We start from the raw sequence: 13,302 nt of genomic DNA, 5'->3' as shown, positions 1-13,302 counted from the left end.
CGGAGATAATCCGCCGCCCGTGAACCCGCCCCCCTCCCAGCCGGCCGCGGCCGCAGCCCCGCGCGCGCCGACGCGCGTGCCGCCGCGGCCCATCCCGCCCATCACCTACCCCGAGTCGCTGCCGGTCTCCAGCCGGCGCGACGAGATCGCGCGCGCGATCTCGCAGCACCAGGTCGTCATCGTCTGCGGCGAAACCGGCTCGGGCAAGACGACGCAGCTGCCCAAGATCTGCCTGGAACTCGGCCGCGGCCTGGGCAACTGGGAGAAGGGCGGCAGCGGGCTGATCGGCCACACGCAGCCGCGCCGCATCGCGGCCAGCAGCGTGGCCAAGCGCATCGCCGAAGAGCTGAACAGCCCGCTGGGTGACGTGGTCGGCTACAAGGTGCGCTTCCAGGACCGCCTGCAGCCCGGGGCCAGCGTCAAGCTGATGACCGACGGCATCCTGCTCGCCGAGACCGAGCGCGATCCGCTGCTGCGCGCCTACGACACGATCATCATCGACGAGGCGCACGAACGCAGCCTCAACATCGACTTCCTGCTCGGCTACCTCAAGCAGCTGCTGCCGAAGCGGCCTGATCTGAAGGTGATCGTCACCTCGGCCACCATCGACGCCGAGCGCTTCGCGAACCACTTCGCCGGCCGGCAAGGCCCGGCGCCGGTGATCATGGTCAGCGGCCGGCTCTTCCCGGTGGAGCAGCGCTGGCGGCCCTACGAAGAAAGCCGCGAGTTCGATCTCGACAACGCGATTGCCGAGGCGGTGGATGAACTCTGGCGCATCGCCCCGGGCGACATCCTCGTGTTTCTGCCCGGCGAACGCGAGATCCGCGAAGCCGCCGACCACCTGCGCCGCCACCTGCTGCAGCACGCCAACGGTGGGCCGCAGCCCGAAGTGCTGCCGCTCTTCGCGCGCCTGAGCCAGCAGGAACAAGACCGCGTGTTCGAAGCCGGCAACGGCCGGCGGATTGTCTTGGCCACCAACGTGGCCGAGACCTCGCTGACGGTGCCGGGCATCCGCTACGTCATCGACGCCGGCACCGCGCGCGTGAAGCGCTACAGCTGGCGCAACAAGGTCGAACAGCTGCAGATCGAGGCCATCAGCCAGGCCGCAGCCAGCCAGCGCGCCGGCCGCTGCGGGCGCGTGGCCAACGGCGTGTGCATCCGCCTCTATGGCGAAGACGATTTCAAGGGACGGCCGCGCTTCACCGACCCCGAGATCCTGCGCAGCAGCCTCGCCGGCGTGATCCTGCGCATGAAGGCGCTGCGCCTGGGCGCGGTGGAGAGCTTTCCCTTCGTCGAGCCGCCGCCGGGCAAGGCGATTGCCGACGGCTACGCGCTGCTGGCCGAGCTGGGCGCCGTGGACGACGACAACGAGCTCACGCCCATCGGCGTGGAGCTCAGCCGCCTGCCGCTGGACCCGCGCGTGGGTCGCATGATCCTCGAGGCGCGCAAGCACCAGGCACTGAGCGAGGTGCTGGTGATCGCCGCAGCGCTGAGCGGGCAAGACGTGCGCGACCGGCCGCAAGACCGCGCGCAGTTGGCCGACGAACGCCACAAGCCCTTCGACGACGAGCGCAGCGAGTTCATGGGCACGCTGAAGCTGTGGAAGTGGATTGAAGAGGGGCGTGGCACGCACGGCCACGCGAACCAACGCGAGGCCAAGGTCGACAGCCACAAGCTCACGAACCGCCAGCAAGAGCAAAGGCTGCGCGATGCCTTCATCAGCCCGCGCCGCGTGCGCGAGTGGCGCGACATCCACAGCCAGTTGCTGACGGTGGTGGCCGAACACGGCTGGCGCCTGAACGAGGCGCCGGCCACCTACGAGCAGGTGCACCTCTCGCTGCTGGCGGGCCTGCTGGGCAACATCGGCTGCAAGAGCGACGACGAAGACTGGTACCTCGGCGCGCGCGGCATCAAGTTCTGGCGCCACCCCGGCGTGAACCTGAGCAAGAAGCCCGGGCGCTGGATCGTCGCGGCCGAGCTGGTGGAGACCACGCGGCTCTTCGGACGTGGCATCGCCGCCATCGAGCCGCAATGGATACCGCCGCTGGCCGGCCACCTGCTGAAGACCCAGCTGCTGGAACCGCACTGGGAGAAGAAGGCCGCCGAGGTGGTGGCGCTGGAGCGCGCCACGCTCTACGGCATCGTCATCTACAACAACCGCAAGGTGAACTACGGCCGCATCGACCCGGTGGCGGCGCGCGAGATCTTCATCCGCGAGGCCTTGGTCGGCGACGAGTGGGAGACCAGGCTGCCTTTCCTGGCGCACAACCGCAAGCTCATCGCGCAGGTGCAGGAGCTGGAGCACAAGGCACGCCGGCAGGACGTGCTGGTGGACGACGAACTGATCCACGCCTTCTACGACCAGCAGCTGCCGAAAGACGTGTGCAGCGGCGCGGGCCTGGAGCGCTGGTACCGGGAAGAGAGCAAGAAGCAGCCGCAACTGCTGCAGCTGACGCGCGAAGAGCTGATGCGCCACGAGGCCGCAGGTATCACCACCGACAGCTTTCCGAAAGCGATCCGCCTGGGCGGCATCGACTGCGCTGCCACCTACCTGCACGAACCGGGTGACGCCAAAGACGGCGTGACGGTGACGGTGCCCATCTACGCCTTGAACCAGGTGAACGACGAGCGCTGCGAATGGCTGGTGCCCGGCATGCTGCACGCCAAGGTGCTGGCCCTGTGCAAGACCCTGCACCAGCGCCCCCGCTCGCGCCTGGTGCCGCTGCCCGACTACGCGGCCGAGTTCTGCGAGCTCAGCACCTTCGGCCAAGGCAGCCTGATGGAGGTGCTGCTGAAGGCCGTGCGCGAACGCACGCAGATCGCCGTGCAGCGCAACGACTTCAAGCTGGAGCAGCTGAGCCCGCACCTGTTCATGAACTTCCGCGTCGTCGACGAGCACGGCCGGCAGCTCGGCATGGGGCGCGATCTGGCGCACCTGAAGGCCGAGCTGGGTGGCCTGGCACGCACGGCTTTCCAGGCGCTGGCGGTGTTGAAGAAGGCCGCGAGCCCCGCCGCGGCCGCCCCGACACCGGCCGCAGCGGCAGCGCCGGCCACACGCGGCGTGCAGGCCGCCGTGGCCCCGCCGCCGCCCGCAGCACCAGCCGCTGCAGCGAAGCACACCACTTGGGCCTTCGGCGAACTGCCCGAGCTGATGGAAGTGCGGCGCGGCGCGCAGACGCTGATCGGCTTCCCGGCGCTGCTGGACAAGGGCACGCACGTCGAGATCGAGGTCTTCGACGAGCCCGAAGCCGCGGCCACCCAGCACCGCGCCGGGCTGCGCCGGCTGGTGGCCCTGCAGATCAAGGAACCGCTGAAGTACCTGGAAAAGAACATCCCCGGGCTCACCGCCATGGGCGGCGCCTACCTGAGCCTGGGCACGCTGGAAGAGCTGCGCCAGCAGATCATCGACCTGGCGGTCGACCGCGCCTTCCTGGCCGACCCGCTGCCGGCCGATGAGCGCAGCTTCAACGCGCGCGTGGCCGAAGGCCGCACGCGCCTGAACCTGATCGCGGCCGAGGTGGCGCGCCAGGCCGGTGTGGTGCTGGCCGAACATGCCGCGGCGCAGCGCAAGCTGAAAGACAGCAAACCGCCGCGCGAGGTGCAGGAGGACATCGCCGCACAGCTGCAGCGCCTGGTCGGCAAACGCTTCCTGATGGACACCGACTGGGCCGCGCTGCAGCACCTGCCGCGCTACCTGAAGGCCGTGGTGCTGCGCCTGGACAAGCTGCGGGCCGACCCGGCCCGTGACGCCGCCCGCCTGGCCGAGCTGCGGCCCTTGCAGCAGCGCTGGCAGCGCAAGCTGGCCGACCTGCGCGGCGCGCCGCACGCACGGCTGGACGAGTACCGCTGGCTGCTGGAAGAGCTGCGGGTGAGCCTATTCGCGCAGGAGCTGCGCACGCCGCAGCCCGTCAGCGTGAAGCGGCTGGACAAAGCCTGGGCGCAGATCGAGGCTTGAACGCCCACCCGTCGGCTGCGCCGCCCGGGGCCGCGTTTTCCCGGATCTTTGAGCATGGTCAAAGCTTTCTGCGAATCATTCGCATTAAGATATGCGTCTCTTCAGGCTCTGGCGGCGCTGCCGCACCCGACCATGTCCCTCGTCCGTTCCGTCGCCCGATCGTTCTGCCGCCTGGCCACCGCCACGCTGGCCGTGGCCGCCCTCGCACCTGCCGTGCAGGCGCAAGAGAAGGTGCTCAACCTCTACAGTGCACGCCACTACCAGACCGACGAAGCGCTGTACGAGAACTTCACCAAGGCCACGGGCATCCGCATCAACCGCGTGGAAGCCGACGACGCCGGCATCCTGGCGCGCCTGAAGGCCGAAGGCTCGGCCAGCCCCGCCGACCTCATCTTGCTGGTGGATGCCGCGCGCCTGTGGCGCGGCGAGCAGGAAGGCCTGTTCCAGCCCGTGAAGTCGGCCGTGCTCGAGCAGCGCATCCCGGCGCAGTTTCGCGGGGGTGTCAGCGCCCAGGGCGCGCAGTGGTTCGGCATCTCCACCCGCGGCCGCGTGGTGGTGTACGACAAGGCCCGCTTGAAGGCCAGCGATGTCGACACCTATGAAAAGCTGGCCGCGCCCGGCCTGAAGGACCAGCTGTGTGTGCGCAGCGGTTCGCACCCCTACAACCTCAGCCTCTTCGGCAGCATGCTCGAGCACCTGGGCGCGGCCGGCACCGAAGCCTGGCTGAAGGGCCTGGTGGCCAACATGGCGCGCCAACCCAAAGGCGGCGACACCGACCAGATCAGGGGCGTGGCCAGCGGCGAGTGCGGCGTGGCCATCACCAACACCTACTACTTCGCGCGCATGGCGCGTTCGAGCAAGCCCGAAGACCGCGCCGTGGTCGAGAAGGTGGGCTTGGTCTTCCCCAACCAGGCCAGCTGGGGCACGCACGTCAACATCGCCGGCGCCGCGGTGGCGAAGAACGCCAAGAACCGCGAGGCCGCGGTGCAGTTCCTGGAGTACTTGGCCAGCGACAGCGCGCAGCGCTACTTCGCCGACGGCAACAACGAGTACCCGGTGGTGGCTTCCGTGCCGGCCAACGCCGCGCTCACCGCCTTGGGCCGCTTCAAGGCCGAGACGGTGCCCATCGCCAAGGTCGGCGCCAACACCGCGCAGGTGCAGCAGATGCTCGACCGCGTCGGCTTCAAGTGAAGAGATGAAGGGCTGAAGTCCCGCCGGCCGGCCGGGCTGTCGCGCGCACTATCCTTGCGTCGTCACGATCGACAAGAGGAGGACGACGATGACACGCACCGCTCCCATCGGGGCCGGACGGGCCGGCGGCTTGCTGGGCCAGGCCTGCAGCACCTTCAAGATCTTCACGGCCGTTGCCGCACTCTTGGCCTTTGGGGCCGCCAGGGCGCAAGCACCGGCCCCGGCCACCGCGCCATCGGCCGCCGAACTGCCGCCGCCTGCCCTGTTCTTCGAGCGGCCCGAGCTCGGCGAGGCCAAGCTCTCGCCCTCGGGCCGCTGGATGGCGCTGGGCTCGCGTGCAGGCAGCACCCGCACCGGGCTCGTCATCTTCGATCTGCAGGCCTGGAAGCCGCTGGGCGTGGCCGCGCGCATGCGCGACGCCGACATCTCCGAGTTCCACTGGGTCAACGACGAGGTGCTGGTCTTCAGCGTGATCGACAGCCAGGCTGGCAGCGGCGACCAGCGTTTCGGTGCCGGGCTGTTCAGCGTCAACCGCAACGGCCAGGGCCTGCGTGAGCTGATCCGCACGCAGTGGGAGCAAGAGGTCGGCAGCGGCCGGCTGCCTTCGCGCGCGCTGTCGCCGCGCCACAGCCTGCTGCACGTGCCGCCGGGCCCTGGCGAAGAGGTGATCGTCGGAGAAGACCTCTACTCCGAGTCTGGCCAACCGCAGGGTACCCTGGCCAAGCGCCTGAACGTGCTGAGCGGCCGCACCACCAACCTCTCGCAAGGCCTGCCGCCGCACGTGCAGGACTGGTGGTTCGAGCCTGATGGCCAACCGCGTGCGGTGATGACGCGCCACCAGGGGCGCAGCCGCTTCTTGTGGCGTGATGCCGGCCAGGCGCAGTGGCGCCAGCTTCTGGACGCGCCGAGCTTCGAGCTGCCCTGGGTGCCGCGCTTCGTGGACGCCAGCGGCGCGCTGTGGATCACGCGCAGTGCAGGGGCCGAGTCACGCGCGCAACTCACGCGCTTCAATTTCCAGACCGGCGCACCCGAAGCCACGCCCGTGCTCGACACCCCGGGTTTCGACTTCACGGGGCAACTCGTCACCGAGGGCGATGGTGGGCGCGCTCTGGGCTTGCGCGTCACCACCGACGCGCAGACCACCGTGTGGTTCGACGCCGGCATGGCGGCGGTGCAGGCCGAGCTCGACCAACGCCTGCCGGGCCTCATCAACCGACTGAGCTGCAGCCCTTGCAGCGGCCCCGAGATGACGGTGTTGGTCCGCAGTTATTCCGACCGCCATCCCGGCCAGATCGGCGTCTACTGGCCGGCGCAGAAGCGCTGGCGCGCGCTGGGCGCCGTGCGCCCGCGCGTGGACCCGGCCCGCATGGCCACCACCGACTTCCACCGCATCAAGGCCCGCGACGGGCTGGAGTTCCCGGTGTGGGTGACCCGCCCCGCCGGCGCCCAGGGCGCGCTGCCGGCCGTGGTGCTGGTGCATGGCGGCCCTTGGGTGCGGGGCCGTTACTGGGAGTGGGACGCCTACCCGCAGTTCCTGGCCTCGCGCGGCTACGCCGTGATCGAACCCGAGTACCGCGCCAGCACCGGCTACGGCCAGCGCCTGTACCGCGCCGGCTGGAAGCAGTTCGGCCAGGCCATGCAGGACGACATCGCCGACGCCGTGCTCTGGGCCGTGAAGAGCGGGCAGGTCGATGGCCGGCGCGTGTGCATTGCCGGCGGCAGCCATGGCGGGTATTCCACGCTGATGGGCCTGATCCGCCACCCCGAGCTCTACCGCTGCGGCGCCGCCTGGGTGGCCCCCAGCGACCCGCGCGTGCGCTACGACTGGCGTTTCGACAGCGACATCGACGACGAATCGCGACTCTTCACCCTGCCGCTGCTGGTGGGCGACCGTGTCAAGGACGCCGCTATGTTCGACGCCATCAGCCCGGTGCTGCACGCCGACAAGATCCGTGCGCCGCTGCTGCTGGGCTACGGGGCCGAAGACCGGCGTGTGCCCATCGTGCATGGCGAGCGCATGCGCGAGGCGCTGCGCAAGGCCGGGCGCGAACCCGAGTACGTGGTCTACCTCGACGAGGGGCACAGCTGGGTGCGCCTGGAGAACCGCGTTGACTTCGCGCAGCGGCTGGAGCGCTTCCTGGCCCTCCACCTCAAGTAAGGGGAGACCCTGCAGACCTGCGCGAGGCGCTCCCTAGAATGGCGGGTTGCACTGGCTCTGGCTTACCACCCCAAGCCCGAACCCGACTGTCGGCCATCCGCCTTGATGTGTCCCGGAGGACCTCGTGACCCTGCGTGCTGCCTTGTTGCTTGGCGTTCTGCTACTCGCCGACGGGGCAGCCCACGGCCAGGCGCAGACACCACCGCCTGCTCCCAAGCCCGAAGCCGCGAAGGCCGAACCCGCGAAGGCCGAGGGCGCCAAGCCCGAGAGCGCTGAAGCCGCGGCGGCGATGGAGCGTGCCCAGCGCATGGCTGCCAACCCCATGAAGGTCATCATGAACGCCAGCAAGATCCGCCGGCGTGGGGCCGAGGGCGAGGCTGCTGCCGTGGCGGCCCCTGAGCCTGTGCGTCCTGTTGCGCGCGCGGTGGTGGCCCCTGCGGCCGTGGCCACGCGTTCGCTGGGTGCAGCGGCAGCCGGCGGTGCCCCTGCGACACCGCCCATCGTCACGGCCAGCGCCACCCCTGTGGCAACACCGGCGGCCGCTCCGATTGCCGCCGCCCTGGGCGCTACCGCGCTGGCCGAGCGCGCTCCAGCGCCACCTGTAGGCGCTGCACTGGCGGCTGCACCGGCGGGCAACGGCGCAGCGAACGCGAGCCCGTCGGCACCGGCCAGCGCGGCACCGGCCGTGCCCCTCACTTCGCCGGCCAGCGCGGCCGTGGTGGCGCAGCCTGCCCCGGCCTCGAGCGAACCCGTGCCGACCGTCACCCCGCCGGTGGCTGGCGCGGGCGCCGCTGGTGCGGGCTCCACGCCCCCGCTGTCCCGCAGCCTGGCGGCGCCGGCGGCGGCCACGGTCGCGGCCCCTGCTATCTCGCGGCCTGAGCCCGCTGCCGCCCCAGCGGCGGCCGTTCAACCGCGCCTGGTGAAGATGGTCGAGCCCGACATTCCCACGCGCGTGCTCATCGACGGCCCGCGCGTCAACGAAGTGCTGGCCGACCTCTTCCTGCGCGAGGACGGCAGCGTGATCTCCGTGTCGCTCGTGTCCTCGGTGCCGCGCAGCTGGCACCGCTATGTGATCTCGGCCCTGGAGCGCTGGCGCTTCGAGCCGCTGCCCGCCGCACGCGTGCACCGCGTGCAGCTCGTCTTCGGCGAGTAGGCCGCGTCCGCCCGCACCACCGGGCGGGGTTGATCAGGCCTGCAGCACCGCCAAGGCGCGCTCCATGCCGCCGGCCGTGATGGCGATATGGGCCTGCGCCTGCACCTTGGGCTTGGCGTGGAACGCGATCGCACAGCCGGCCGCGCCCATCATCGGCAGGTCGTTGGCACCGTCGCCCACGGCGATGGCCTGGGATGGGCCGATGCCCATCAGCTCGGCCACCTCCAGCAACACGCGCCGCTTCTCGGCGCCGTCCACCACCGTGCCCCAGGGCCGCGGCACCAGTTCGCCCGTGAGGCGGCCGTCGGCCACCTGCAGCACATTGGCCCGAGAGAAGTCCAGGCCCAGGCGTTCGTGGATGCGCTCGCTGAAGAAGGTGAAGCCGCCGCTGACCAGCAAGGTCTTCAGCCCGGCGGCGCGGCAGGCCTGGACGAAGGTCTCCACGCCCGGGTTCAACTGCAGTCGCTGCGCATAGACCTCTTCCAGCGCCTGCTCGGGCACGCCCCGCAGCAGCGCCAGGCGGCGGCGCAGGCTCTCGGTGTAATCGGCGATCTCGCCGCGCATCGCGGCCTCGGTGATGGCGGCCACCTCGGCCTTGCGGCCGGCGGCGGCCGCGATCTCGTCGATGCACTCGATGTTGATCAGCGTGCTGTCCATGTCGAAGGCGACCAGGCGGAAATCGCGCAGGCGCAGCGGGGGCTGCAGGCCGCGCACGAAGAGGCCGGGCTCGATTTCGGTGGCGGGCAGGGTGGGGGCGGTGGCTTCTGACATGGCGGCGCGATGCTAGTGGATAGACCGGGGTGGGCGGCACGGCCAGACCGGCGCAGGATGCGCGGCGCGCTATCGTCAAGCCTCACCGTCGCCGCTGAAGGTGCCGGGCGTCTGGTCGTCATGCCCCGAAGGAGCCCCGCACATGATCCGCAGCCTGTTCGTCAACCTGCCCGTGGCCGACCTGCCGCGCAGCCAGGCCTTCTTCAGCGCCCTGGGTTTCGGCTTCAATGAGCGTTTCACCAACGAACAGGCCGCCTGCCTGGTGGTGAACGAGCACCTCTCCTGCATGCTGCTGCAGCGGCCCTTCTTCCAGGGTTTCACGAAGCTGCCAGTGGCCGATGCCACCGCCACCACCGAGGTGCTGCTGGCGCTGCAGGTGGACAGCCGCGCCGAAGTGGACGAAGTTGTCGCGAAAGCGCGCGCCGCCGGCGGCACCGTGCCCAACGACAAGCAGGACATGGGCTTCATGGTGCAGCACGGCTTCGCCGACCCCGACGGCCACCAGTGGGAGGTGTTCTACATGGACGAAGCCGCGGCACCCGCACAGTTCTGACGCCCCGGGCGCTTGCCCAGGCTGCGCTGCCGGCCTGGGCGCCTGCGGCCTAGGCCGCCGCCCGCACCGGCCCCAGGTGCTTGAGCAGGTCGCGGAGGTAGTGCGCGCGGTCGGCAGGCTGGCTGATCTCACGCTCGATGCGCAGCTTGTCGTTGCCGGCGAGCTTGATCACACGGTTCTTCTGCACCAGCTCGATGATGCGCTGCGGGTCGATGGGCGCCTGCGGCCGGAAGGTGATGTTCATCAGCTTCGGGCCGGCATCGATCTTCTGCACGCCATAGGGCTTGGCCAGCACGCGCAGGCGGTGCGTGTCGAAGAGTGTCTGGCCCTGCGGCGGCAGCTTGCCGAAGCGGTCGGTGATCTCTTCGAGCAGCGTGTCGATGGTCTCGGGCTTCTCGGCCGAGGCCAGGCGCTTGTAGAGGTTCAGGCGCGTGTGCACGTCGCCGCAGTAGGCGTCGGGCAAGAGCGCGGGCGCGTGCAGGTTGATCTCGGTGGTGGCCGACATCGGGTTCAGCAGGTCGGGCTCTTTGCCGGCCTTGAGGCTGCGCACGGCCTCGCTGAGCATCTCGTTGTAGAGCTGGAAGCCCACCTCCATCATGTTGCCGCTCTGGTTCTCGCCCAGCACCTCGCCGGCGCCGCGGATCTCCAGGTCGTGCATGGCGAGGTAGAAGCCGCTGCCCAGTTCTTCCATGTCTTGAATCGCCTGCAGCCGCATGCCGGCCTGCTTGGTGAGCCCTTCCACGTCGGGCACCAGCAGGTAGGCGTAGGCCTGGTGGTGGCTGCGGCCCACGCGCCCGCGCAGCTGGTGCAGCTGAGCCAGGCCGAACTTGTCGGCGCGGCTGATGACGATGGTGTTGGCGCTCGGCACGTCGATGCCGGTCTCGATGATGGTCGAGCACAGCAGCACGTTGTGGCGCCCGGCCACGAAATCGCGCATGACGCTTTCCAGTTCACGTTCGGGCATCTGGCCGTGCGCGATGGCGATGCGCGCCTCGGGCAGCAGCTCCAGCAGCTTCTGGCGCCGGTTCTCGATGGTCTCCACCTCGTTGTGCAGGAAGTAGACCTGGCCGCCGCGCTTGAGCTCGCGCAGCACGGCCTCGCGGATCACGCTGCTGCCCTCGCTGCGCACGAAGGTCTTGATGGCCAGGCGGCGCTGCGGCGCGGTGGCGATCACGCTGAGATCACGCAATCCTTCCAGCGCCATGCCCAAGGTGCGTGGGATGGGCGTGGCGGTGAGCGTGAGCACGTCCACCTCGGCGCGGAAGGCCTTCATCGCCTCCTTGTGGCGCACGCCGAAGCGGTGCTCTTCGTCGATGACGAGCAGGCCGAGGCGGTTGAACTTGACGTCGGGGCTCAGCAGCTTGTGCGTGCCGACGACGATGTCCACCGTGCCGTCGGTGATGCCGTCGATGGCCGCCTTCACCTCCTTCGGTGTGCGGAAGCGCGACATCTCGGCGATCTTCACCGGCCACTTGCCGAAGCGGTCGACCAGCGTCTGGTAGTGCTGCTCGGCCAGCAGCGTGGTGGGCGCGAGGATGGCCACCTGCTTGCCGCTCATCACGGCGACGAAGGCTGCGCGCAAGGCGACCTCGGTCTTGCCGAAGCCCACGTCGCCGCAGACCAGGCGGTCCATGGGCCGGGGGCTCACCATGTCCTGGATGACGGCGTGGATGGCGGCACGCTGGTCGGCCGTCTCCTCGAAGCCGAAGCTGGTGGCGAAGGCCTCGTAGTCGTGCGCGCTGAAGCGGTGTGCGTAGCCCTCGCGTACGGCGCGGCGGGCGTAGAGGTTCAGCAGCTCGGCCGCGGTGTCGCGCACCTGTTCGGCGGCCTTGCGCTTGGCCTTGTCCCACTGCGGGCTGCCCAGCTTGTGCAGCGGCGCTTCTTCGGCGCTCACGCCGGTGTAGCGGCTGATCAGGTGCAGTTGGCTCACCGGCACATACAGCGTGGCCTTGTCGGCGTACTCCAGGTGCAGGAACTCCGACAGGCCTTCGCCGAGGTCGATGTTCTTCAGCCCCTGGTAGCGGCCGATGCCGTGGTTCATGTGCACCACGGGATCGCCGACCTTCAGCTCCGACAGGTCCTTGATGAGTGCATCGACGCTGCTGGTCTGCTCCTGCTTGCGGCGGCGGCGCGCTTCGCGCGTGGTGGCGAAGAGTTCGGTCTCGGTGACGAACTGCACCGACACGCCGGCCTCGGCGTCGTGCCAGTGGAAGCCTTCGGCCAGCGGCGTGGTGGCGATGGCCACTTTCTCGGGGCCGTCCAGAAACTCCTGCAGCGAATCGGCCGCCGGCACGCTGAGCTTGTTGTCGCGCAGCAGCTCCAGCAGGCTCTCGCGGCGGCCGTCGCTTTCGGCCACCAGCAGCACGCGGTGCGCGCCCAGGTTGATGTGCTGGTGCAGCTTGTGCAGCGGCTCGGTGGCGCCGCGGTCGATGCTCAGGTCGGGCAGCGGGCGGGCCCACTCCACGGGCTCTTTGCCGCGCAGCGCCAGCGTGGCGTGGGCCTGCGTGCGCGTGAAGAACTCTTCCGCCGGCATGAAGAGGCTGGCCGGCGGCAGGATGGGCCGCTCCGGGTCGTGCTGCAGGAAGCGGTGGCGCTCGCGCGTGTCTTTCCACCAGCCTTCCAGCGCCTCGTCGACGTTGCCATGCAGCACCAGCGCGGCGTTCTCGCCGAGGTAATCGAAGATGGTGCCGGGGCTGTCGAAGAACAGCGGCAGGTAGTACTCGATGCCGCCGCTGGCGAGACCCGTGTCGATGTCCTTGTAGACGCGGCAGCGCGTGGGGTCACCCTCGATCTGCTCGCGCCAGCGCGCGCGGAAGGCCTTGCGCGCGGCCTCGTCCATCGGGAACTCGCGGCCGGGCAGCAGGCGCACCTCGGGCACGGGGTAGAGGCTGCGCTGGCTGTCGGGGTCGAAGGTGCGGATGCTGTCGACCTCGTCGCCGAACAGGTCCACGCGGTAGGGCACCAGGCTGCCCATGGGGAAGAGGTCGATCAGGCCGCCGCGCACCGCGTACTCGCCCGGGCTCACCACCTGGCTCACGTGCTGGTAGCCGGCCAGCGTGAGCTGGCTCTTGAGCTTGGCTTCGTCGAGCCGGCTCTTCTGCTTGAACTGGAAGGTGGTGCCGGCCAAAAAGGACGGCGGCGACAGCCGCGTCAGCGCCGTGCTCGCCGGCAGCAGCACCACGTCGACCTCGCCGCTGTGGATGCGCCACAGCGTGGCCAGGCGCTCGCTGATCAGGTCTTGGTGCGGGCTGAAGGTGTCGTAGGGCAGGGTCTCCCAGTCGGGGAAGACGGCCACGCGCAGGCCCGGCGCGAAGAACGGCAGTTCGTCGGCCAGGCGCTGGGTGTCGGCCGGCTCGGCGGTGAAGATGGCCAGCAGGCGTTTCGCCTCGGCGTGGCGTTGCGCCGCGCGGGCCAGCAGCAGCGCGTCGGCGCTGCCCGTGGGGCGGGGCAGGCTGAAGCGTTTGCCTGGCGCGATGTGGGGGATGTGCATGTGGCTCGCGGAAATGCTCGGAAAAAGGGGC

The 13,302-nt window shown here is 69.9% G+C and carries 7 protein-coding genes; 5 read left to right on the top strand and 2 right to left on the bottom strand.

The features are described 5' to 3' along the window. Nucleotides 1–19 precede the first annotated feature (19 nt). From hrpA to EOE66_RS10480, 4 genes are all read left to right on the top strand, one after another. Nucleotides 20–3,955, top strand: a complete 3,936-nt coding sequence (hrpA, locus tag EOE66_RS10495) for an ATP-dependent RNA helicase HrpA (protein ID WP_128228636.1) — start codon at nucleotides 20–22, stop codon at nucleotides 3,953–3,955. A gap of 132 nt (nucleotides 3,956–4,087) precedes the next feature. Then, nucleotides 4,088–5,146, top strand: coding sequence for an extracellular solute-binding protein (locus EOE66_RS10490; protein WP_128228635.1), 1,059 nt, complete (start codon nucleotides 4,088–4,090; stop codon nucleotides 5,144–5,146). 88 nt (nucleotides 5,147–5,234) lie between these two features. Beyond that, nucleotides 5,235–7,304: an alpha/beta hydrolase family protein gene (locus tag EOE66_RS10485; RefSeq protein WP_128228634.1), complete on the top strand. Its 2,070-nt coding sequence runs from the start codon at nucleotides 5,235–5,237 to the stop codon at nucleotides 7,302–7,304. 124 nt (nucleotides 7,305–7,428) lie between these two features. Beyond that, nucleotides 7,429–8,457, top strand: coding sequence for a hypothetical protein (locus tag EOE66_RS10480; protein ID WP_128228633.1), 1,029 nt, complete (start codon nucleotides 7,429–7,431; stop codon nucleotides 8,455–8,457). 33 nt (nucleotides 8,458–8,490) lie between these two features. Here EOE66_RS10480 and serB read toward each other — a convergent pair whose 3' ends face one another. Beyond that, entirely contained in the window at nucleotides 8,491–9,228 is a 738-nt protein-coding gene (serB, locus tag EOE66_RS10475; RefSeq protein ID WP_128228632.1) for a phosphoserine phosphatase SerB, read from the bottom strand. A 142-nt stretch (nucleotides 9,229–9,370) separates the two neighbouring features. On the opposite strand from serB, the gene EOE66_RS10470 reads away from it, so the two are divergent. After that, a complete protein-coding gene (locus EOE66_RS10470) occupies nucleotides 9,371–9,781 on the top strand; it encodes a VOC family protein (protein ID WP_128228631.1) in 411 nt (136 codons plus the stop codon). 49 nt (nucleotides 9,782–9,830) lie between these two features. Here the strand turns inward: EOE66_RS10470 and mfd are convergent, their stop codons facing one another. Then, a complete protein-coding gene (gene mfd / locus EOE66_RS10465; RefSeq protein ID WP_128228630.1) occupies nucleotides 9,831–13,271 on the bottom strand; it encodes a transcription-repair coupling factor in 3,441 nt (1,146 codons plus the stop codon). Nucleotides 13,272–13,302: the final 31 nt, after the last annotated feature.

It is taken from the genome of Rubrivivax rivuli, from assembly GCF_004016505.1.
GTDB lineage: Bacteria > Pseudomonadota > Gammaproteobacteria > Burkholderiales > Burkholderiaceae_C > Rubrivivax > Rubrivivax rivuli.
Note: the sequence above shows the minus strand (reverse complement) of the source record. Positions and strands in the feature narration are given on the sequence as shown.